Genomic DNA, 21,336 nt, shown 5'->3' with positions numbered 1-21,336 from the left:
TCAGTGTAAAATGTACTTGGGTCATGTAAAAGTCCTCCTGGGTATGTTTTTGTCGTTAATAAAACAGCTAATACACCGGTTGAACCAGCAAACATAGAAGTAAACAATCCTACGTTTGTCATATCACCTGTTTTTACAGGGTTCTTTTGTCCGCTAGGCTTTGTTGGAGTAGTTGGCTTGCTCGGTTTCTGTGGCTGTTGTGGACTTACAGGTTTATTTGTTACTTTTTCTTTTACGGTAACTGTAATTGTTTTTTCAGTAATTGCACCATTTTTATCTACTACACGGAAAGTTACATGATAAGTGCCAGCCTTAGAAGTATCTACATCATTTGCAATAATGTTATCTTTTGTTAAAATAATCGTTCCGTCCTCTTTATCTGTTGCTGTCACATTTGCCAATGGGTCGAACGTATCGCCTACATTCAATGTAACATCATTTGCTGAAATGATTGGAGCAGAGTTAAGGTCGCCTGTATTTTGTTTCACAGTTACAGTAATCGTTTTTTTAGCAGAAGCTCCGTTTTTATCTGTTACTTTATAAGTCACATGGTAAGTACCAGCCTTAGAAGTATCTACATCATTTGCAACAATATTATCTTTTGTCAAAGTGATAGTTCCGTCCTCTTTATCTGTTGCTGTTACATTTGCCAATGGGTCGAAAGTATCGCCTACATTCAATGTAACATCATTTGCAGAAATAGTTGGTGCTGTATTATCTTCTCCTTGTGAGTTTAACGATAATTCTACTTTTAAAACAACGTTTCCGTCTTTATAAGTACCGCAATCATACTCATAAGTAACTGGTTTTTTTACATCATCTACCGTTATAATTCCTGTATCTTTATCTAAAGTTCCATTTGCAGTAACTTTTACTTTTGAAATATCTATTCCTTGTTCAACATCTTTTTTTAAGTCGATTTTATTCCCTTTAATATCAATATAACCGTTGCCTACAAAAGCATGATTATTTTCAAGAACTTTATTCTCTCCGACATTTAACCAGTATAAATCATCGCAAATTAATTTTTTAATTTTTGTGTTTTTACTTATATCAAGACCTCTTATCCCTTGTTCAAAAATTTCACCGCAACGTAGCATTTCAAGTTCTAAATTATTGCTTAAATCTAATTTTTTAATAGTTGTATCATGACAAAAAAGGCGTGTCAGTTTTGTGTTTTTTGTTACATCTAATTCAGCTATATTTGTCATATAACATGATAGTTGTTTCAAATTAGGGTTCTTACTTATATCAAGTGTTTTTACTTTTGTATCTCCTATATCTAAAGTGACTAATTGCGGATTATGTGTGACATCAAGTTCCATTAATCCTGTATTGCTACAAGATAGTTGTTCTAAGTTAGGATTGTTTGTTACATCTAAATTGGAAATAGAGGTACTATCTGCAAATAACGTATTCAATTTTTCATTCTTAGATACATCAAGACTGTTAATTGATGTATTATCGCAAACGAAAGCTTCCAAATTCGGATAACGTGTTAAATCAACGCTTCTTACTTTTGAAGAACGACAATCTAATCTTTTTAAAGATGAGTTTTTAACCGGACTTAAGTCTGAAACAGAAGTCGTAGAAACATCTAAAGACTGCAAATTTGTTAGATATTGAATACCCTCTAATGAAGATATCGTTTTCATATCATGCAAGTTTAAGAATTGGGCTTTTGATATTTCATCAACAGATAACACACTATCGCCGTCTTTATCAAATTCTGCAATGATTTGTTCTCTAAATACTTTGTCTGGAAAATGTGCTTCATCAATAGCAATGCTTCCAGCTTTTACTTCTGTATTTTTGCTTGCTTCAACGGTCTTATCTTCGGTAACCACTTCTTTTTCTGGTGTTGCAGGTGTTTCCTGTTTTGTACTTTCTTCTTTTAAAGTTTCTGCATTTTCAGCAGTTTCTTCCTGTTCCTTGTCTGTTATATTCTCTTGTACTTCTGCGTTTTCTGTTTTCTGTTCCACAGGAACTTGCTCTGTCTTGTTTTCTTCTACAACGGCTTCCTGCACAACTTCTGTGTTTTCCTGTGCCATGACAGGAGTAGGAAGCCCTGTAAGTGCAGTTGTTGTTCCAATCATCAATGCGGAACTTACTGCAAGGACTTGTTTTTTCTTCATAGTTTGTTCACTCCTTATTTTTCATAAATTCTTTGCATAGAAAAACGCACAAACTCCCCCTTATAACTGGATAATCTGTGCGTTCTGTTTATTATTGATAGAATTGAAAAAAGGGCAGAATTTACTTGTCTGTCTGTCTGTCTGTCTGTCTGTCTGTCTGTCTGTCTGTCGCAAGCGTAACAATGTGTGAACATGACTGTCAACCCTTTCTTTCAAAAAAATTCAATCCTTGCTTCTATACAAAAAACATTATACTGGAAACAAACACCTCTTTCAATCTTTTTATGCGTGCAAGATAAAAAAATTGAGACATCACACTTTTCCTTTTTTCCTCTTGAGTACCCACAACAGAAAAGAAAAAGCCCTGTCAAGAGCTTGCCACCATTGGTGGTGCTTTGCACTCTTGATCGGGCTTTTTGTTTGCTGTATCTTCTCGCAAGAGGAAAAAGATTACTCGTCCTCATCATCAAAATGGTTATTCCTTAATACTTCCCGTAACAGTTCCATATCCTCTTTTGAGTTCGGATTTATCATTTTCACGACTTGATAAGGTGTCCTATATTTATGTCCCTCTATGCTTTCCCCAAACATATCCATACTGTATAAATCATCATAGCGGTCTAGTAATTTTTGAAACTTCAAATGCTGGATAAATTCTTTGATTGGGTAAAGGTCGGACGCTTCAATGCTTTTCCCGTTGATATAGTCTGTAATGTATTCCCGTAACTTTTCCAACTCATATTCCAGCCATTCTTCCTCGCTGTCAAAGAAGTTATCATAGTGTCCGTGTTTCAGTTCTGCATTTAGACGTTCTTCTGTTCTTAAAAACTGACAGACTTCTTTTTCAGACTGATTGACATACTTCCATTCTCCCGATAATAATTCATTCGGCGTTACGTCCAGCACTTCCATTATCTTTTCCAGCGTTTCATAAGCAGGATAGTTCAACCCTCTTTCAATCTTGGAAAGGCTCTGCATATTGATACCGATTTTGTCCGCAAGTTCCTGTTGTTTCATTCCCCTAAATTTTCTTATGGTCTGTATATTATTTCCTAAATGGCTTATTTTCATTGCACAACCCTCCATATCTCGTTATATCTTCACTGTTATAAGTCTATCATGCTTAATATGATTTGTAAAGACAAAAAAAGATATTGACAAATAAGCATATAAGAATTACTATGCTATTGTGAGTGAATAAGCACAATAGCATGAAATACAAAAACATTCAAAAAGAAATACCCATCTGATTAAACCCGTAGATATGAATATTGGTTGAAATGGAACTTGTTAGAAAAGGCAAAACAGGACTTGCTGACAAAGTATTTCTGACACGGTGGCGGAAGCCTCTCAGGCTTACCGCCATGACACCTTGTGTCAAGGGGAAGAAATGCTTTGTCGGCTGGCGAGCCTGCGAGCCTTGACTGTGCCCCCGTTATCTAACAGGGGGGCACTATTTCACAAAAGACAAGTCAAAAACCATACAACCCCAAACCTGTGAGTAGTAATGAGAAGTTTTAAGAAGATAGTAATTTCACATTCTTTTGAATAGTGGTTTACAGGTATTTCAAGGCTGTTGTGGGATTGGAGGAATACAATGAACAATTTAGAATTTGCACTTGAAATGAAGAACAAACGTCTTGCAAGCGGTCTTTCACAAGGAGAACTTGCAAGTCTTACCCATGTATCAAGATATAGTATCAACCGCTTTGAGAACGGAAAAGCCAACGCAAGTAAAGAAACACAGAACATTATCCTGCGTTGTCTGAATTACTATGTCTGTGATAAGCCTTTTTATCTGCTCGTTGATTATCTGTCTGTCCGTTTTCCAACGACTGACGCATTAGAAGTTATCCGAAAGGTGCTTGGCATGAAAGCGGACTATTTTATCCATTATGACTATGGGTATTATGGCTATAAGGAGCATTATGCCTACGGGGAAATCAAGGTCATGGCTTCTGATGATGAACACATGGGTGTATTTTTAGAATTAAAAGGGGCAGGCTCACGCAACATGGAATATGTCTTACAGGCACAGAACAGGGATTGGTATTCATTTTTAAACCGCTGTCTTGACTGTGGCGGTGTTATCCGACGTTTTGACTTGGCAATCAATGATATGTGCGGTCTGCTGGATATTCCCGTTTTGTCTGAAAAATACAAAAATGGCGGTGCGGATTGTCGCTGTAAAAACTATGAAAATGTACAAGGTGGAAAACTAAGCGGAAAAAACCGTAATTTAGCAAGTACCCTTTATATCGGCTCAAAGGCAAGCACAAAATATTTCTGCCTGTATGAAAAACAAAAGGAACAGGCAACCAAAAAGAAACATACGGATATTATCAACCGTTTTGAAATTCGTCTGCGTGATAAAAAGGCAGTACAGGCAGTTGAGGAATTGTTATTGACATATAACCCTCATGGGTTGGTGTTTTACCTTATTACTGATTTTGTGCAATTTCCCGATTATCCGCTGTGGGAGATATTCATTTCCCATGACAGTTTACCTTTTGAAATGAACCCCGTACCTGTCAATATGGAACGCACTCTGCAATGGCTGGAAAGACAGGTCATGCCGTCAATCGTGATGATAGAGGAAATCGACAGGCTGACAGGCTCAAACTACATGAAAATGATTGATGAATGTACCAACCTTTCCGAAAAACAGGAAATGCTTGTAGAACAGATGTGTACGGATATAGCAGATGTAATCGAAAGTGAGGGGGTGTTTTATGAGTAATGCACAGGATATTCCCGTATGGGAAAAATATACCCTTACCATTGAAGAAGCGTCAAAGTATTTCCGTATCGGAGAAAACAAGTTAAGACGCTTAGCAGAGGAAAACAAGGACGCTGGCTGGCTCATTATGAATGGCAACCGCATACAGATTAAACGCCGACAGTTTGAACAGGTTATTGACAAATTGGACGCAATCTAATGCAAATGAGCCTTGTATGTGTTATGATGAACACAAGTCATATCAAGGCTCTTTCCAACAAGGAAAGGAGCAGACACCATGAAAGAAAAAAGACGGGATAGTAAAGGACGTATCCTGCATACTGGAGAGAGCCAACGAACAGACGGGAAATACTTATATAAATATGTAGACGCATTTGGAAACACAAAATATGTGTATGCTTGGAGATTGACACCCACAGACCCGACACCAAAGGAAAAACGGGAAAAACCCTCACTTCGTGAACTGGAACAGCAGATAAGACGGGATATTGAGGACGGTATCGACAGCACAGGCAAGAAAATGACGCTTTGCCAACTCTATGCCAAACAGAACTTACAGAGGGCGAATGTGAAGAAAAGCACACAAAAACAACGGGAACAACTCATGCGGTTATTGAAAGAGGACAAGTTGGGTGCTAGGAGCATTGATGCGATAAAACCCTCTGACGCTAAGGAATGGGCGTTACGCATGAAAGATAAAGGCTTTTCCTATAACACCATTAACAACCATAAACGCTCGTTAAAAGCGTCATTCTATATCGCCATACAAGACGATTGTGTAAGGAAGAACCCTTTTGATTTTAAGTTAAGTGAAGTCCTAGAAAATGATACCAAAGAGAAAGTCGCATTGACAGAGGAACAGGAACAAGCCTTACTCTCATTTATCAAGACAGACAATGTGTATCACAAGCATTATGATGATGTGCTGATACTGTTAAAGACTGGACTTCGTATCTCGGAACTGTGCGGACTGACAGTAGCTGATATTGATTTCAAGAATGAAGTTGTAATTATCGACCACCAGTTACTAAAGAGCAAGGAACAGGGCTATTATATTGAAACGCCTAAGACGAAAAGCGGAATAAGACAAGTGCCATTAAGTAGAGAAACAATACAGGCATTTCAACGGGTTATGAAGAAACGCCCAAAGGCAGAACCATTTGTGATAGACGGACAGAGCAATTTCTTATTTGTCAATCATAAAGGCAAGCCCAAAGTTGCGATTGATTACAACGCCTTATTTGTCCGTATGGTAAAGAAATATAACAAGCACCACAAGGACAATCCCTTGCCACATATCACACCGCATACGCTACGCCATACATTCTGCACAAGACTGGCAAGCAAGAACATGAACCCAAAAGATTTACAGTATATCATGGGACATTCAAACATTAGTATCACAATGAACTGGTACGCTCATGCGTCCATAGATACCGCAAAATCAGAGGTTCAGCGTCTAATCGCATAGAAGTATTTACCACGATTTTAACCACGCTTGATAGCGAAAATATAAGAAGATAGACCTAGATATGTGAGGTTTACCACAAAAGCAAAATGCCCGTAGAGCCTATAAAATAAGGCTTTGCGGACATTTAAGGAGATATAAAAAGATAGTCAAAAAGACATATATAATTTCAAGATGAATTATTAAAACAAGGGCTTAAAAAGAACATCAAAATCTGATTTTAGAGATGAAAAATATGCATGATAATAATGAAAAAGATAGCCGCTATGCGGATATAATCAATCTTCCTCACCATACCTCAAGCAAACATCCGAGAATGTCTCGGGAAAACCGTGCATCCCAGTTCTCCCCGTTTGCGGCTCTTACAGGCTATGATTCCGAGATCAAGGAAACTGCAAGGCTTACAGATGAAAAGATTGAACTTGATGAAGATAGAATATATGATATTAACGCAAAACTTCAATATATAAAAGATAATATTGACGTTAAGCCCGAAATCACGGTAGAATATTTTATTTCGGACGAAAAGAAATCCGGAGGCGCTTATGTGACTCTGAACGACAGGGTCAGAATAATTGACGAATATGAACGCACGATAGTGTTTGTCAGCGGAAAAAGAATTAATATCGACGACATTTACGGAATACTTTTGAGTAGGTGAAATATGAATAAGCTTCTGGCTTTGCTCCAAATCCTCATAAAACAAACAGACGAAAATCATAAGTTGACAACAAATCAGCTTATTGAAAAACTTGCAGAGCAAGGCGTGGCAGCTCACAGAAATACTATTCCTGCGGATATCGAAAGGTTAAGAAACGCAGGCTATGATGTTATCTGCGATAAAAGTACACAGAATAAATATTTTATCGGAAGCAGAGGATTGGAGTCCGCAGAAATAAAAATGCTCTGCGACGCCGCAAACGCAGCACAGTTTATTTCGGAAGAAAAATCAGCAGAGCTTATAGACAAGCTGTTTTCACAGTTAAGTGTTTATCAAAAGAATGAGATAAAGAGTTTAATTCAGCAGCCGAACGAAAATAAAGCGGACAATAAAAGCATATATTATGCCGACGCTATAAATACAGCTATTACACAGTGCAGGAAAATCCGGTTTCAATATTACGAATATAACGAAAAAAGAGAAAAGGTTTTAAAGCATAACGGATATACATATACGGTCAGTCCTTATGCCGCCGTGTGGAATGATGACAGGTATTATTTGGTGGGGTATTGTGAAAAGCATAAGGATATAACGGTTTTCCGAATAGACAGATTAGCGAATATATCCATTATGGAAAGCATTGCAATACCGTGTCCGAAAGATTTTGTGCTGAAAGACTTTATAGCTCAAACCTTTAAAATGTTCAGCGGAGAACTTGAGACCGTTACGCTGAAATGTAAAAACAAACATATGAAAGCAATAATAGATAAGTTCGGCGATGATATAGAAACACATAGCTGCGATAAACATTTTTTCACTGTAAAGATAAATGTCGAGCTGAGTCCTACGTTTTATGCTTGGGTATTTCAGTATCGGGGTGAAATATGTATACAATCTCCACAAGAAGCAGTTGACCGATTTGTGCAAATGGGAGAAAGTGTGTTCAAGGTGCATAAGTAATTGTGCACCTCTTTTTTTATCTATTGACATCAAATTCAATAGGAGTTATAATATATGCATAACGAAATGAATATTACAGTTAGAGAGGCATATAAAAATGCGTCACAAGAATCCCGAATATTTCAAAAGAATTATAGCTTTTATAGACGATTATACGGCAAATTACGGCTCATCGCCAAGCATAAAGGAAATATCAGTCGGTACAGAACTGTCTGACGCTACCATTTGCCGCTATATGCAGGAAATGAAAGCAAACGGAGAACTGGACTATGGCGGCCATCGCAGTATTGTTACAAAACGCCGGAAGCAAACGCTTTCCGAAACTGTAGAAATTCCTGTTCTTGGTTCAATCTCCTGCGGCCTTCCGAAGTTCGCAGAAGAAAATATCGAAGAATACGTAAGACTTCCGGTTTCTTTGTTTGGCAGAGGCGACTTTTTTCTTCTCAGAGCCAACGGCGATTCCATGATTGAGGCAGGGATAGATTACGGTGATCTGGTGCTTATCCGACAGCAGAACTGTGCTGAACCCGGCGATATAGTGGTCGCTCTTATTGATGATGAAGCTACGCTTAAGCGTTTTTACCCGGAAAATCACAGAATACGTCTTCATCCCGAAAACAGCGAAATGGATGATATCTACGTGGATAACTGTATCATTCAGGGCGTCGCTGTAAATGTCATAAAAAATCTTTAATAAGAATATGGAGATAAGAATGAAAATATATAAAACTGCAGGGGAAGATGAACCGGGCGGTATGAACGTATTCGCTCGTCTTCAACGCTGGCATTGTCCGAACTGCGGAGAAATAGCAGCGGGATATCCTAACAAAAGCAATATTACCAGAGTTGAATGCAAACGCTGTCATATAACAATGCTGAGAAAGCAAAAAGGCAGGCATCACGATATTATCGAGATATTTGAAAATATCAGCGAATATTAAAACAAAATACGGTGTGTAGACGGTAAGGTCGGGCTGAAACAGCGCTGCGTGTAAATCCTTTATCAGGGTCACATACTTTGATCACCGATTGGTTTATCCAAACCTATTGACTAATGTCAATTAACATGAGAGGCCGTCGGCAGGATAGATTCCGAAAGGAGTTTGTCTTGTCGACGGCTTTTTTTATTAGATCAATATTCAACGCCTGATATGCATTAGGGCTGAGGATACAAAATATGGTCGTTTTGCAAAATGCAAAGCAGCATATTCAGTACCCTTTCTTTAGTGCGCCTTTTTTCAGGCAAAATGGAGTCTGTGTGCTGAATGCAGACTCCGTTTTTTGTGTCCTTATACCGAAGTATCGGGAGAAAGGACAATTATGTTTTATACAGTAAAGTGGCTGTGTATAACCGCTAAATATCCGTAAGCCTTCGTTTTGATTCAAACAAGAAAAATCAAAACGGAGGACTTACAATGAAAACAAAATATTTTGAATACAACAGAAACGGCAGAAGCGAAAAATATTCCGAATTTACAGAGGAAGAATACCTCAAAGCCAAGGAAGATGAAAACCGCTGGTTTATCAGCTTCGGCGACAGCGTTCTGGAATGCGAGGAAAGCCAGTATACGGATCACTTTTCCAAAAAGGATCACGATGAGTATACGCAAAAGGATAAAAACTGGAAGAAAGTTATACCTGTCTCGTTGGAGCAGTATACATACGGCGGAAATTCCGAGCAGAAAATTCTCAAGGACAGTACGGTTGTTCCGCTTGAGGAACGTGTATTGGAGCAGTTAAGCTTGGAACATGATTTGGAAAAGCTCAGAAGGGCTATGGAAAAGCTTAAGCCATATGAACAGAAAATTATCTATCAAATATTTTGGAAAAGGAAAAGTCAGAGCAAACTTGCCAGAGAGTATGGCATATCACAACAAACAATGAACGAAAAATGCAATAGAATTTTAGTGAAAATGCTGAAAATAATGAAAAATGAGAAATAAATCCCTGTAGTTTTGCGATTTCGTTGCCAGTAAATAGTGAAGGGAAAAATCGATACAAATAGTTCGATGAACTTGCCCGACAGAATCTTGACAATAGAATATCAACTCTGCAAGTACGTTAATTACACGGTCGGTATGAAATCTCGGCAGCCATATGAACCATACGCCAAGACCTCAAACGAGTGAGCGATAACTATGACGTTCAGACCTTTGAATAGCTTTCAAAGTCGGCAATGAAACGTGTGAGGATAATGATACTTCCCAGTGAGGGCTGATAGAGCGGGTGAGAGTCCCATGATGCGGTTAAGCTGACCGCAGCTTGCAGAGTTCCGTGCGTGACGGGTATCGGGGATAAATATCACGCAAAGGCAAAACGAATTATTACGGCGGTTTGCGTAAAATGCAGACCGCCGTTTTACATAATACTTAAACTAATTTTTGAGGTGAAAAAACAATGGAAAATATAAAAGAAAAACCAAGGCATATAAAAGGATATTACGGAGTCAAGGTCCCTCCTGCTATATGCATTCTGCCTACATACCATCCATGCTACGGCTGTGTGTGGTATGTCAGGGATACAGACGTGCTGTTCTGTCCGCTTCATAACTGCGTGAGGAATAAGAAAGGCTTTGAAGTCCCAAAGAAAAAGGTGAATGAAAATGCTGATTAAACGTGGCGATATATTTTACGCAGACCTAAATCCCGTTGTCGGTTCGGAGCAAGGCGGCATTCGTCCTGTGCTGGTCGTACAGAATAATGTGGGAAATAAGTATAGTCCTACTCTGGTAGTTCTGCCGATTTCAACGGCTAAAAAGCACTATCTTCCCACTCATATTCATATCTGCGGTTCAAAAACATTGCCAAAAGACTCGGTGGTTCTTGCGGAACAGATAAGGACGATAGACAGGTACCGACTGAAAAGTTACATGGGTTCAGTTGATTTTGAACTTATGGAAAAAGTAGAAAAAGCGATGAAAATAAGTATTGGAGTTGATTTTGATGACTAAATTCGGACAGGCAGAATACAGCGATTTTATGGCAAAAGTATTTGCAGATAAGCTTGATGAAATTCTTGAAACTGCCGAAAAACAGAATTTCAATAACAAGAATACTGAAGATATATACAGTCAGTTCCCGTCTTCAAGGGATGCAGCGTAGGAGGGATTGGGATGTTAGTAGGATTTTTAATTGGCTTGCTTGTAGGCGGTACAGGTGGAGTAATCACAATGTGTCTCTGCACAGCAGCCGGACAAGCGGATAAGCATGAAAACTGCACAGGTTCGGACGAATAATTTCGTTGGGTTTGGTGATACCATTCTAAAAAGATTTGTGGTATCCTTGTTGGTAAAAAGTAAAGGAGTGTGAGGAAATGCCTACAGTAACGGTGATACAGCCGACAATAACAGAAGAACAAAATATAAAAATCCGTTGTGCCGCCTATTGCCGAGTATCAAGCGATTCCAACGATCAGCTTAATTCCTTTATGGCACAAACAAGGTACTACAGCCAAGTTTTTGAGAACTCAGAAACTGAAGAACTGATCGACATATATGCCGACGAGGGTATCACCGGAACCCGAGAGGACAAGCGCGACGAGTTTCAGCGTATGCTAAAGGATTGCCGCAGAGGTAAGATCGATAGGATTTACACTAAGTCCATCAGCCGATTTTCCCGAAATACAAGGGATTGTCTGAAAAGCGTCAGAGAGCTTAAATCGCTTGGCATTACAATATTTTTCGAGAAAGAAAATATCGATACCGCTAATCTGACCGATGAAATGATGATCACCATTATGGGCGGTCTGGCGCAGGAGGAATCCACTTCGATTTCACAGAATATGCGGTGGAGTATTAAAAAGAGAATGCAAAATGGAACATATAGAAACTCATGTCCCCCATTTGGATATACCGTTCAAAATGACACGCTTGTTGTAAATGAGGAACAGGCTAAAATTGTAAAACAAATTTTTAACTGGTACAATGAGGGCTATGGTTTGCAAGCAATTGCTGATACGCTTAATAGCATGGCTGTTCCGAGCAGTCAAACAGCTGAACGGTGGCACGCATCAAGTGTAAAGTATGTTCTTTCTAATGAAAGATATATTGGTGATGCGCTTTTTCAGAAAAAATACAGAACTGAGACGCTTCCAACCATGCAAAAACGTAATCGTGGAGAAAAGCCCAAGTATTATGTTCAGTCCGTAAATACGCCAATCATTGATAAAGATATATTTTATTCAGTACAGGAGTTGTTGAATAAAAGACACAGAGAGTATATCAATAACAATCATTTTTTATCTAAAAGAATTTTATGCAGTAAATGCGGTGCAACATATAAATGTGTTAGCAGTAAAAACTCTGTATTTTGGACATGCCGGACCCATAATAACAAAGCAAGCGATTGTTCCAATGGACGAATCGCCGATATCAAAATTTATGCAGCATTTGTGAGATTATGCAATAAACTGCTGTACAATTACAAAACTGTTCTTATACCGCTGCAAACAGCATTGCAGGATTTGAAGCTCAGAAAATTCAGCGGCAAAACTCAGGTGATGGACATTCACAAAGAAATCGCCAAGCTTCGTGAACAAACTCACGTCCTCGCAAGGCTGAAAACAAAAGGATTTCTGGACGAGGCTAAATACATTGAGCAGACTACGGAGCTTACGGCAAAAATCAATAAGCTGCAAACAGATCTGAAAAAGCTTACACGCTCCGATGACGAGGACGAAACTCTGAATCAGATCGAAATGTTAATCGACTTTTTTGAAATGCGCGATAAGCCAATAACCAAGTTTGAAGAATCGGCATTTGAGAGTATAGTTGAGAGGATCGTTGTAATCAATCAACATGAGTTGGAATTTCACTTGATCGGCGGATTGAAATTTAAAGAAAAGATAAAATAGACAAATTCATTATCATAGATTTAGTGCCTTTGGATATAGCTATTTCAAAGGCTTTGTGGTATTGTTATAAGCGGAGGTGACATTAATATGGCAAAAAACAGAGTAATACCGTTTGGTTACTGCATGAAGAACGGAGTGATAACAACTGATCCCAAAGAGGTATGCGCTGTTGCGACGATTTTCAGTGAATATCTTTCAGGCAAAAGCCTACTGCAAATTGCCAAGCTAATGGAAAGTGAGAAAATTCGCTACAATACAGATTCAGATAAGTGGAACAAAAATATGGTCAAGCGGATAATCGAAAATGAGAAGTATCTCGGTACCGACAAATATCCGCAGTTGATCGCCGAGGATATTTTCAGACGAGCAAATGAAAAGCGGATACGGAAAGCAACTACGTTTAATCTGATATCCGATGATTTACAGGAAATCAGAAATCGTACATACTGTGCCGAATGTGGTCACAGACTTTCAAGAATTGGCGGCAATTCGAAATATGAACATTGGGATTGCAGAAATCCCGATTGCTGCAAATTTGAATATCAGCTGACTGATCAGATGATAATCGGAGCAGTGCTGACTGTTCTGAATTCTGCAATAGCTAATCCAAGTTTATTGGAGTCCGGCGGCGAGATCAGCATTTATTCACCTACTGCCGATATAGTCCGTCAGCAAAATGAAATCAACCGTATGACCGATTCAATCCAAGTAGATTTTGACAGAGCTAAAGCAGAGATTTATAAACTTGCTGAGATGAAATACGACTGCTGCACTTACAATGACAGCCCTCAGAAAACAGATAAAATCAAGGCTCTGCTTGAAAATCACGAACAATTAAATACGTTGGATATTGGCTTATTCAAAGCGTGTGTTTCACGAATTTGTATAAGCCATTTTTGTACCGTAGAGGTTGAGCTTATCAACGGAGTGAGAATTAAAAATATAACGGAAAGGAAGATCGAAAATGAGCACAGCGCCGAATGTAACAGTAATTCCTGCGAAAGTGCAGACAGCGGAAAGTCGTGATAAATACCACCAATTAAGAGTTGCCGCATACTGCCGAGTGTCAACCGAACTGGAGGAACAGCAGAACAGCTATCAGGTTCAGATTGCATACTACACAGATCTTATTAACAAAAAGAAAGAATGGACTCTGGCAGGAATTTTTGCCGACGAAGGAATTTCTGGCACCCAGACAAAAAAGCGTACCGAGTTTAACCGCATGATCCGTATGTGCAGAAACAAGAAAATCGACCTTGTGATCACAAAATCCATAAGCCGATTCGCAAGAAATACCGTGGATTGCCTTGAATATGTCAGACAGCTTAAAGACTTGGGAATCGGAGTTATTTTTGAAAAAGAGAACATAAACACGCTGACAATGACCTCAGAATTTATGATTGCTCTGTACGGAAGTTTTGCTCAGGCTGAGAGTGAATCGATAAGTAAAAATGTAAGCTGGGGAAAAGAAAAAGCTTATCGTGAGGGTAAGGTACAATTTCAGTACAAGCATTTGCTTGGCTACAAAAAAGGAGCGGACGGCAAGCCGGAAATAATCCCCGAAGAAGCCGAAACGGTAAAACTGATCTACACCATGTTTCTGGACGGTCATTCGATGAAAAATATCGCATTGATATTGCACGTCAAAGGCATACATACCAAAACAGGCAGCACGGAATGGCGGACCAATACAATAACGAGGATTTTACAGAACGAAAAGTATGTAGGCGACGCGCTCCTTCAAAAAACGTTTACCTCCGACTGTATCACTCACAAAGTTGTGAAAAATCACGGCGAACGTCCGATGTATCTTGTGACCAACCATCACGATCCGATAATTGACCGAGACACCTACAACCGAGTCCAGCAGGAGCTTGCAAGACGCAATTCCAAACGGAAGATTTCGGATAAAACGGTTACGGAACAAGGCAAGTACAGCAGCAAATATGCCTTGTCTGAGCTTCTTATCTGCGGACACTGCGGTACGCCTTACAGAAGAACCACTTGGGCGGCTCGAGGAAAAAAGCAAATCGTTTGGAGATGTCTGAGCCGATTGGAGCATGGCAAAAAATATTGTCCAGATTCACCCACTATAAAGGAAGAACAGCTGCATAGAGGAATACTCAGGGCGATCAACAATTACTATTCCTGCCGTAACGATATTGTGAGGATTTTGAAAGCAAATATCGGTTCGGTTTTGGAATGTCAGGGACAGGAAGAAATCCTTTCCGTAGAAAAGCGGCTGAAAGAGATCGATCAAGCAAGGACTGATTTAGTCAACTTAATAGCTTCGGGCGGCTGCGACGAGGACAAGCTTGACAGCGAGTTTGCAAAACTGTATGCTGAAGAACAAGGCTTAAGTGAGCGGCTTACAATGCTGAAATCACAGAACAAGACTTCAGAAGAAACTCAGGCAAAGCTTGATAAAATTATGGATATGATAGAGCATGAGAAATTTGAGTTGGAAACCTTTGATAATGTACTGATAAGAAAGCTGATCGAGTGCGTAAAAATACTGAGCAAGACCGAAATACTGGTTATTTTCAAAGGCGGTTACGAGGTCAGAACGGAAATTGAATAACGATTAAAATTTACGGCTTGCGGAGAAAATCTGCAAGCTGTTTTTGTTGGGAGCTGGTTATTTGGCAGGTAATTTTGAGGGGATAAAAACTCAGCGTTTCGGTGTGGAAGTAGAATGCACAGGCTTAACAAGGTCGGCAGCGGCAAAAGCGGTCGCAAAGGTTTTAGGCGGCTTGACCGAGCATTACGGCGGCAGTTATGACAGATACGATGTTTACGACGGTAAAAATAGGCGTTGGAAAATCATGTCCGACGCAAGTATCAGATGTACGAATAAAAACGGGAATCCGGCTTCCAAGCTGTATTCCGTCGAGCTTGTAACTCCTATTCTGGAATACGAGGATATGGCGACGCTTCAGGAAGTGGTTCGTTCTATTCGCCGAAGCGGAGGCGTTTGCAACGAAACAACAGGAATCCATATTCATATTGATTTTGCTCCATATAACGCGCAAAAGCTTCGTAATTTAGTAAACATTTTTGCAAGTAAAGAGGATATGCTCTATCAGGCTTTGCAAGTAAATTCGGATCGTGAGCAGCATTATTGCAGAAAAGTGGACAAGCGTTTTCTTGAAGAACTTAACCGAAGAAAACCAACTGACTTGCAGACGATAAAAAGGCTATGGTACGGCGATGACCGTGAGTATCACTCACATTACGATCCGTCACGGTATCGTTGCCTGAATTTACACCCAGTGTTTACAGATAACAATATCGAGGTAAGAGCGTTCAACGGTTGCCTGAATGCAGGAGTTCTCAGGGCATATATTTCACTGGTTCTGGCAGTCAGCAATCAGGCTCTGACTCAGAAATCAGCAAGTTCCCGTGTGACACAGAGTGAAAATCCTCGCTATACGTTCCGTACATGGCTTATCCGAATAGGTCTGAACGGGCAGGAGTTTAAAAACTGCCGCAAGCACTTGCTTTCACATCTTGAGGGTAATATTGCGTGGCTTCATCCCGAAGATGCCGTTAAACAACGTGAAAGGCTGAAAGCAGAACGACAAGCCGCCCGTGAGCAGCGTGTCGAGCCTGTAAGCGAGGTTCAGCAGTTAAACGAAAATGTACCCGATGAAAATTTCGAGCCGTCAGAGAGCGAATGTGAGGACTTTGAAGAAGATGAAGAAATGGGCATGGAAATGTCTATGTGATCAGAGGTAAAAATGAAAAATAAACAGCTATACATTGCCTATGGCAGCAACATCAATCTTAAACAAATGGCATATCGGTGTCCGCATTCAAAGGTTGTGGGAACATCGGAGATCAAGGATTATGAATTGGAGTTCAGAGGCGTTGCGACTATTGTGCCTAGCAAGGGTACAAGTGTTCCTGTTCTTATCTGGGAGCTTGATGAAAGAGATTTGCCTACCCTAAACCGTTATGAGGGCTATCCGAGGCTTTACAGACAGGAAAAAATGTCTTTTGATTTGGATGGCAAAGAAGTCTTAGGCATGGCATATCTGATGAATTATGGGGAACTTTCTCCGCCAAGTCAGCAGTACTACAATACGATTTTACAGGGTTACAGAGAGAACGGTCTGGATGAAAAATATCTTCAAACAGCTTTGGAAAATTCGCTGTTCCTTGAACATTCCGTAAATGACGAGTTGTATGAGGACGAATTTGAAGATTACGACCTTGACGACGATATGCAGATGAGATTTTAAGGAGAGTGGTTGAATGAAATACAAAGGATTTTATGTGAAGATTACTCCCGATACTGATCTGCATCGGGAGGACAAGGACGGAAATGATATTCGCTGTGAGGGCTTCACTATTGAAGTTTTTGCGGATGAATCCGAAAAACTCGAAATCGATGTTTTTTCAGTGGCAGTTGATTTTGAACTGCTGAAAGACAGTCTTGAAGAAGCGGAGCAGTTTGCTATGGATTATATCGACTGCGAGGAAAAAGAGTATTGCAGGATGATTGACGAGTTTAATAAAAATTAACGTGGAAGTAAATGATGATCACAAAAAAGACTTTTATGACAATAGTTAATGCTTTGGATTTCGGTATTTGCAAATGCAGGCAATTCTGCGAGGTTAATAATTTATCTTTAGAAGAAACAAATGAGTTCATACACGGCGGTAATTTGCAGAATGATTTGCTGAAAATGCTTGAAACGGTTATGCTCGATCGCTACGGTATTATCCGTGATTTTATTTATAAGCGCGATGAGAACGGCGAATTATTCTTTGGCATTCCGCAGCGAAACGGTGTTATTGAGATTTACCTCATAACGAGCTCAGAAGAATTATATGAATATTTGCTGGAACAGGCAGCGGGAGCATTATTAAATTTTATACCAAGAGATATGAGATAATTCTTTTAGATATGGGTTGTATAATCGAGTACAGCCCCGTACATATTAAAAAATCTCTTGACATTTTTTGATGCATATGATATAATAAATTTAATGACAGGTTATGTGATTTTAAAAGATATCTCATAAGCCGCAAAATCAGGTGAATTTAATGTCATCTTTTTTGTTCCAGTAGCACACAAAAGACCGTAGATTTTTTCTGCGGTCTTTGTTTTTTATACATTCTTTCAGCAACCAAAAGAGAGGTTTTGCAACTGAGTATAAGTAAACATAAAAAACAAAATGTGAACAAAAATAATTTGGGGTTGCGTGTTTACAAACTGGTAAAAATGTGTTATACTTAAAGTGCAAAAGAATTTCATCAAAGGAGGTCTGAAAAATGAAAAAGATAATAAACAGAAAAAATGCAGCGGCATTGGCTTGCGCCGCTATGATGATATGTGCGGCAGGTGCTGTGCCTGACAGCGTGCTAAGTGTGAGTATGCCTGTGCAGGCGGCTGAAGCTGCGGTGCAGACAAGTCTGCCTCAGGTCACAGGGCTGACATCTAAAACTCCTGATATAAGCTCAATAAGACTTAGCTGGAACGCCGTGAATGGTGCGGACGGCTATTCTGTTGGAATGCGTTCAAAGGGTCAGTATCCTGAGATAGCAGACGTTACGGACACTACATATCTTGTTACAGGTCTGCCTGCGGCAACAAGGGAAAATTTCAAGGTAAGAGCATATAAGATAGTGAACGGTCAAAAGGTCTATGGCGACTATTCAGTGAACTACAATTCCGCAACAAATCCACGCCCTATAAGCGGTCTTAAAGCTCAGACGGGCAATGCGTCCGTTAGCCTTTCATGGAAAAAAGTAGGCTGTTCAAACTATCGTGTCTTTATGCTGAAAAACGGCAAGTGGAAGCAGATAGCGCAGACGGATACAAACAGCTACACTGTCAAAGGACTTGACGCAGGAAGCTATAAATTTAAAGTAAGAGCCTGCAAGCGTGACGATAAGGGTGCAAATCACTACGGCAAATATTCGCAGGAGATAACGGCACAGGCTGTCATGGTGAACAAGGTCACCGGTCTGACATCTAAGACACCTAACACAAGCTCTATAAAGCTTAGCTGGAACGCTGTGAGCGGTGCGGACGGCTATTCTGTTGGAATGCGTTCAAAGGGTAAATATCCTGAGATAGCTGACGTGAAAGGCACGACATACACTGTTAAGGGTCTGCCTGCGGCAACAAGAGAGAATTTCAAGGTAAGAGCATATAAGATAGTAGACGGAGTTAAGATATACAGCGACTATTGTGAAAACTACAATTCCGCCACAAATCCAAGGAAGGTAACAGGAGTAAAAGCTTCTGACATCACCGCTTCGACCCTTGACCTTAACTGGAAGTCTGTAGGCTGCACAAGCTACAAGGTGTTTATCTACACAAACGGCAAGTGGAAGAACATAGCTTCATCTACGGTAAATTCCTGCGCAATAAACGGACTTTACGCAAAGAATACATACAGATTCAAGGTAAGAGCCTGCAAGACGGACGATAAAGGTTCAAATCACTATGGAGCATATTCCGAGGAGATAACCGTCAAGACCCCAGACCACACTGTCGAGGTCATAAACGGCATGAGCTATGTTGACGGAGTGCTTTTGGCGAACAAAACATATTCCCTCCCTGCAAGCTACGACCCAAAGGGTCTGACCAAAGAAACGTCAGCGGCGTTCAAAAAGATGCAGACCGCTGCATATAAAGACGGCATAAGCCTGTGGGTATGCTCAGGCTACCGCTCTTATTACGATCAGAGGTACCTTTATAATATGTACTGCAACCGTGACGGCAAGGCTGCGGCAGACACATACTCCGCAAGACCCGGCTACAGCGACCATCAGACGGGCATGGCAATAGACGTAAACAACGCCAGCGACTCATTTAGCGGCACAAGAGAAGCCAAGTGGCTTGCAAACAACTGTGCAAAATATGGTTTTATAATTCGTTATCCAAAGGGCAAAGAGGCTTACACCGGTTATCAGTATGAGTCTTGGCACATAAGATATGTAGGCACGCCTTTAGCGCAAAACATAACCAACAGCGGACTTTCTCTTGAAGAATACTTCGGGATAACTTCGCAATACAAGGATTGACATATGGTTCAGACCGCTGTTCACGGGCATCTGTGAACAGCGGTCTTTTGTTATTCTCCATGCTCACTTATCACTTGAAATATTGCATTTCACCATGATCTGTGTTATACTATATTTAAGGTAATACCGCACAAAGATCGTGCGTCAGATGCGTAGTCAGATTTTTTGTCAGATCGCATAAAAATTCCGCAGGCAGATGGCGTGCAAAGCCATCAGGCGGGCTTTGTGCGGTGTTGCCTTATACATTCCACTAAGGAGGTCATTTCTATGCTTCTTTCAGGTAAGACGGTCGTTCTCGGCGTCAGCGGCAGTATTGCGGCTTACAAGATCCCAACTTTAGCAAGGCTGCTTAAAAAGCAAGGCTGCAATGTTCAGGTACTCATGACACAGAACGCCACTCAATTTATAAACCCTATCACTTTTGAATCCCTCACAGGCAACAAGTGCCTTATAGATACTTTTGACAGAAATTTTCAATACAGTGTTGAACACGTTGCTCTCGCAAAGCAGGCTGACCTTGTTATGGTCGCTCCTGCTTCCGCTAATGTTATCGGCAAGATAGCATACGGCATTGCTGACGATATGCTCACCACCACTGTCATGGCTTGCCCTTGCAAAAAAATGATATCCCCTGCCATGAACCACAATATGTATCACAATCCTATTGTGCAGGACAATATCCGGAAGCTTGAGCGTTTCGGCTACGAGATGATCGCTCCTGACAGAGGTATGCTTGCAAACGGTGATGACGGCGACGGCAGAATGCCTGAGCCTGAGGTGTTGTTTGAATACATTCTTCGGGAGCTTGCTTTTGAGAAGGATCTTGCAGGCAAAAATGTGCTTGTTACGGCTGGTGCGACCATGGAGGCTATCGACCCTGTGAGGTACATCACTAATCATTCAAGCGGAAAAATGGGCTGTGCGGTGGCTAAGGCGGCTATGCAAAGAGGTGCAAAGGTGACGTTGGTGGCAGGTCACATGGAGGTTTTGCCGCCTATGTTCGTGGACGTTGTGAACGTAAAGTCTGCGGCGGATATGTTTGAAGCTGTCACAAAGCTTGCTCCTGAGCAGGATATTATCGTAAAGGCGGCGGCTGTGGCTGACTACACGCCTGTTGCGGTGGCTGACAACAAGATAAAGAAGTCTGACGATGATATGAAGATAGAGCTAAAACGCACGAAGGATATCCTTGGCTATCTAGGTCAGCACAAACGTGACGGTCAGGTCATATGCGGTTTTTCCATGGAAACGCAGGACGTTATCAAGAACTCTGAGAAAAAGCTCACCAACAAAAACTGCGATATGATATGTGCAAACTCACTAAAGACCGCTGGCGCAGGCTTCAAGACGGACACTAACGTTATCACCCTTATCACTGAGGGCGGTGCTGTGGAGCTGCCTATTATGACCAAAGAGCAAGCCGCTCACAGGATACTTGACGAGCTTGCGAAAATGATATAAGTGTATGATAATATGTACA

The 21,336-nt window shown here is 40.5% G+C and carries 24 protein-coding genes; 22 read left to right on the top strand and 2 right to left on the bottom strand.

The window, feature by feature from the left end; all coding sequences use genetic code 11:
- A partial coding sequence (locus DW938_RS07570; RefSeq protein ID WP_117561675.1) for an immunoglobulin-like domain-containing protein occupies window positions 1–2,135 on the bottom strand: 2,135 nt, incomplete at its 3' end.
- Window positions 2,136–2,585: 450 nt separating this feature from the next.
- The gene (locus tag DW938_RS07560) at window positions 2,586–3,206 is read right to left on the bottom strand and encodes a helix-turn-helix transcriptional regulator (RefSeq protein ID WP_009242236.1); all 621 of its coding nucleotides are present in this window, start codon (window positions 3,204–3,206) and stop codon (window positions 2,586–2,588) included.
- A gap of 209 nt (window positions 3,207–3,415) precedes the next feature.
- On the opposite strand from DW938_RS07560, the gene DW938_RS14775 reads away from it, so the two are divergent.
- The 22 genes from DW938_RS14775 (at window position 3,416) to coaBC (ending at window position 21,317) form a co-directional block, all read left to right on the top strand.
- Window positions 3,416–3,559, top strand: coding sequence for a hypothetical protein (locus DW938_RS14775; protein ID WP_181979568.1), 144 nt, complete (start codon window positions 3,416–3,418; stop codon window positions 3,557–3,559).
- Between the two features lie 173 nt (window positions 3,560–3,732).
- Window positions 3,733–4,875 (top strand): XRE family transcriptional regulator, encoded by a 1,143-nt coding sequence (locus tag DW938_RS07555; RefSeq protein WP_021361841.1) that lies wholly within the window; start codon window positions 3,733–3,735, stop codon window positions 4,873–4,875.
- A complete protein-coding gene (locus DW938_RS07550; RefSeq protein WP_002341493.1) occupies window positions 4,868–5,074 on the top strand; it encodes an excisionase in 207 nt (68 codons plus the stop codon). The genes DW938_RS07555 and DW938_RS07550 overlap by 8 nt, the downstream gene beginning before the upstream one ends.
- Window positions 5,075–5,152: 78 nt before the next feature.
- A complete protein-coding gene (locus tag DW938_RS07545; RefSeq protein ID WP_021361840.1) occupies window positions 5,153–6,346 on the top strand; it encodes a site-specific integrase in 1,194 nt (397 codons plus the stop codon).
- Between the two features lie 232 nt (window positions 6,347–6,578).
- A complete protein-coding gene (locus DW938_RS07535) occupies window positions 6,579–7,004 on the top strand; it encodes a hypothetical protein (protein WP_117865041.1) in 426 nt (141 codons plus the stop codon).
- A 3-nt stretch (window positions 7,005–7,007) separates the two neighbouring features.
- Complete coding sequence (locus tag DW938_RS07530) at window positions 7,008–7,964, top strand: WYL domain-containing protein (protein WP_117865043.1); 957 nt, start codon at window positions 7,008–7,010, stop codon at window positions 7,962–7,964.
- A 97-nt stretch (window positions 7,965–8,061) separates the two neighbouring features.
- Window positions 8,062–8,658, top strand: coding sequence for a transcriptional repressor LexA (gene lexA, locus DW938_RS07525; RefSeq protein ID WP_117865045.1), 597 nt, complete (start codon window positions 8,062–8,064; stop codon window positions 8,656–8,658).
- 19 nt (window positions 8,659–8,677) lie between these two features.
- A complete protein-coding gene (locus DW938_RS07520; protein ID WP_242991976.1) occupies window positions 8,678–8,905 on the top strand; it encodes a hypothetical protein in 228 nt (75 codons plus the stop codon).
- A 474-nt stretch (window positions 8,906–9,379) separates the two neighbouring features.
- Entirely contained in the window at window positions 9,380–9,907 is a 528-nt protein-coding gene (locus DW938_RS07515; protein ID WP_118052991.1) for a sigma factor-like helix-turn-helix DNA-binding protein, read from the top strand.
- Window positions 9,908–10,361: 454 nt separating this feature from the next.
- Window positions 10,362–10,577, top strand: a complete 216-nt coding sequence (locus DW938_RS07510; protein ID WP_117938850.1) for a hypothetical protein — start codon at window positions 10,362–10,364, stop codon at window positions 10,575–10,577.
- On the top strand, window positions 10,567–10,914 hold the full coding sequence (locus tag DW938_RS07505; RefSeq protein ID WP_117865052.1) for a type II toxin-antitoxin system PemK/MazF family toxin: 348 nt from the start codon (window positions 10,567–10,569) through the stop codon (window positions 10,912–10,914). The genes DW938_RS07510 and DW938_RS07505 overlap by 11 nt, the downstream gene beginning before the upstream one ends.
- The gene (locus tag DW938_RS14770) at window positions 10,907–11,065 is read left to right on the top strand and encodes a hypothetical protein (protein WP_181984390.1); all 159 of its coding nucleotides are present in this window, start codon (window positions 10,907–10,909) and stop codon (window positions 11,063–11,065) included. The genes DW938_RS07505 and DW938_RS14770 overlap by 8 nt, the downstream gene beginning before the upstream one ends.
- Before the next feature lie 11 nt (window positions 11,066–11,076).
- Complete coding sequence (locus tag DW938_RS07500; RefSeq protein ID WP_117865054.1) at window positions 11,077–11,199, top strand: DUF3789 domain-containing protein; 123 nt, start codon at window positions 11,077–11,079, stop codon at window positions 11,197–11,199.
- Window positions 11,200–11,276: 77 nt separating this feature from the next.
- Window positions 11,277–12,815: a recombinase family protein gene (locus tag DW938_RS07495; RefSeq protein ID WP_117865056.1), complete on the top strand. Its 1,539-nt coding sequence runs from the start codon at window positions 11,277–11,279 to the stop codon at window positions 12,813–12,815.
- A gap of 87 nt (window positions 12,816–12,902) precedes the next feature.
- Window positions 12,903–13,841, top strand: a complete 939-nt coding sequence (locus DW938_RS07490; RefSeq protein WP_117865058.1) for a recombinase family protein — start codon at window positions 12,903–12,905, stop codon at window positions 13,839–13,841.
- The gene (locus DW938_RS07485; protein ID WP_118052997.1) at window positions 13,780–15,396 is read left to right on the top strand and encodes a recombinase family protein; all 1,617 of its coding nucleotides are present in this window, start codon (window positions 13,780–13,782) and stop codon (window positions 15,394–15,396) included. Before DW938_RS07490 ends, DW938_RS07485 begins: the two co-directional genes overlap by 62 nt.
- 61 nt (window positions 15,397–15,457) lie before the next feature.
- The gene (locus DW938_RS07480) at window positions 15,458–16,543 is read left to right on the top strand and encodes an amidoligase family protein (RefSeq protein ID WP_207722549.1); all 1,086 of its coding nucleotides are present in this window, start codon (window positions 15,458–15,460) and stop codon (window positions 16,541–16,543) included.
- A gap of 12 nt (window positions 16,544–16,555) precedes the next feature.
- Window positions 16,556–17,059 carry a gamma-glutamylcyclotransferase family protein gene (locus tag DW938_RS07475; protein ID WP_118052999.1) on the top strand — a complete coding sequence of 168 codons (504 nt, stop codon included), beginning with the start codon at window positions 16,556–16,558 and terminating at the stop codon, window positions 17,057–17,059.
- A gap of 13 nt (window positions 17,060–17,072) precedes the next feature.
- Window positions 17,073–17,342, top strand: coding sequence for a hypothetical protein (locus DW938_RS07470; RefSeq protein ID WP_118053002.1), 270 nt, complete (start codon window positions 17,073–17,075; stop codon window positions 17,340–17,342).
- A gap of 11 nt (window positions 17,343–17,353) precedes the next feature.
- The gene (locus tag DW938_RS07465; RefSeq protein ID WP_207660691.1) at window positions 17,354–17,716 is read left to right on the top strand and encodes a hypothetical protein; all 363 of its coding nucleotides are present in this window, start codon (window positions 17,354–17,356) and stop codon (window positions 17,714–17,716) included.
- A gap of 379 nt (window positions 17,717–18,095) precedes the next feature.
- The gene (locus tag DW938_RS15125) at window positions 18,096–19,856 is read left to right on the top strand and encodes a D-alanyl-D-alanine carboxypeptidase family protein (protein ID WP_118124380.1); all 1,761 of its coding nucleotides are present in this window, start codon (window positions 18,096–18,098) and stop codon (window positions 19,854–19,856) included.
- A gap of 267 nt (window positions 19,857–20,123) precedes the next feature.
- A complete protein-coding gene (gene coaBC, locus DW938_RS07455) occupies window positions 20,124–21,317 on the top strand; it encodes a bifunctional phosphopantothenoylcysteine decarboxylase/phosphopantothenate--cysteine ligase CoaBC (protein ID WP_118124379.1) in 1,194 nt (397 codons plus the stop codon).
- Window positions 21,318–21,336 lie beyond the last annotated feature (19 nt).

Source organism: Ruminococcus sp. AM43-6, from assembly GCF_003461785.1.
Taxonomy (GTDB): domain Bacteria; phylum Bacillota; class Clostridia; order Oscillospirales; family Ruminococcaceae; genus Hominimerdicola; species Hominimerdicola aceti.
Note: the sequence above shows the minus strand (reverse complement) of the source record. Positions and strands in the feature narration are given on the sequence as shown.

Bases quoted from the DNA above. Each gene is read 5' to 3' on its own strand.
- DW938_RS07555 (WP_021361841.1), top strand. From the start codon at position 3,733: ATGAACAATTTAGAATTTGCACTTGAAATGAAGAACAAACGTCTTGCA.
- DW938_RS07465 (WP_207660691.1), top strand. From the start codon at position 17,354: ATGATGATCACAAAAAAGACTTTTATGACAATAGTTAATGCTTTGGAT.
- DW938_RS07530 (WP_117865043.1), top strand. From the start codon at position 7,008: ATGAATAAGCTTCTGGCTTTGCTCCAAATCCTCATAAAACAAACAGAC.
- DW938_RS14770 (WP_181984390.1), top strand. From the start codon at position 10,907: ATGACTAAATTCGGACAGGCAGAATACAGCGATTTTATGGCAAAAGTA.
- DW938_RS07515 (WP_118052991.1), top strand. From the start codon at position 9,380: ATGAAAACAAAATATTTTGAATACAACAGAAACGGCAGAAGCGAAAAA.
- lexA (WP_117865045.1), top strand. From the start codon at position 8,062: ATGCGTCACAAGAATCCCGAATATTTCAAAAGAATTATAGCTTTTATA.
- DW938_RS07545 (WP_021361840.1), top strand. From the start codon at position 5,153: ATGAAAGAAAAAAGACGGGATAGTAAAGGACGTATCCTGCATACTGGA.
- DW938_RS07520 (WP_242991976.1), top strand. From the start codon at position 8,678: ATGAAAATATATAAAACTGCAGGGGAAGATGAACCGGGCGGTATGAAC.
- DW938_RS07490 (WP_117865058.1), top strand. From the start codon at position 12,903: ATGGCAAAAAACAGAGTAATACCGTTTGGTTACTGCATGAAGAACGGA.
- DW938_RS07485 (WP_118052997.1), top strand. From the start codon at position 13,780: ATGAGCACAGCGCCGAATGTAACAGTAATTCCTGCGAAAGTGCAGACA.
- DW938_RS07495 (WP_117865056.1), top strand. From the start codon at position 11,277: ATGCCTACAGTAACGGTGATACAGCCGACAATAACAGAAGAACAAAAT.
- DW938_RS15125 (WP_118124380.1), top strand. From the start codon at position 18,096: ATGAAAAAGATAATAAACAGAAAAAATGCAGCGGCATTGGCTTGCGCC.
- DW938_RS07500 (WP_117865054.1), top strand. From the start codon at position 11,077: ATGTTAGTAGGATTTTTAATTGGCTTGCTTGTAGGCGGTACAGGTGGA.
- coaBC (WP_118124379.1), top strand. From the start codon at position 20,124: ATGCTTCTTTCAGGTAAGACGGTCGTTCTCGGCGTCAGCGGCAGTATT.
- DW938_RS07560 (WP_009242236.1), bottom strand. From the start codon at position 3,206: ATGAAAATAAGCCATTTAGGAAATAATATACAGACCATAAGAAAATTT.
- DW938_RS07505 (WP_117865052.1), top strand. From the start codon at position 10,567: ATGCTGATTAAACGTGGCGATATATTTTACGCAGACCTAAATCCCGTT.
- DW938_RS14775 (WP_181979568.1), top strand. From the start codon at position 3,416: ATGGAACTTGTTAGAAAAGGCAAAACAGGACTTGCTGACAAAGTATTT.
- DW938_RS07510 (WP_117938850.1), top strand. From the start codon at position 10,362: ATGGAAAATATAAAAGAAAAACCAAGGCATATAAAAGGATATTACGGA.
- DW938_RS07550 (WP_002341493.1), top strand. From the start codon at position 4,868: ATGAGTAATGCACAGGATATTCCCGTATGGGAAAAATATACCCTTACC.
- DW938_RS07535 (WP_117865041.1), top strand. From the start codon at position 6,579: ATGCATGATAATAATGAAAAAGATAGCCGCTATGCGGATATAATCAAT.
- DW938_RS07475 (WP_118052999.1), top strand. From the start codon at position 16,556: ATGAAAAATAAACAGCTATACATTGCCTATGGCAGCAACATCAATCTT.
- DW938_RS07470 (WP_118053002.1), top strand. From the start codon at position 17,073: ATGAAATACAAAGGATTTTATGTGAAGATTACTCCCGATACTGATCTG.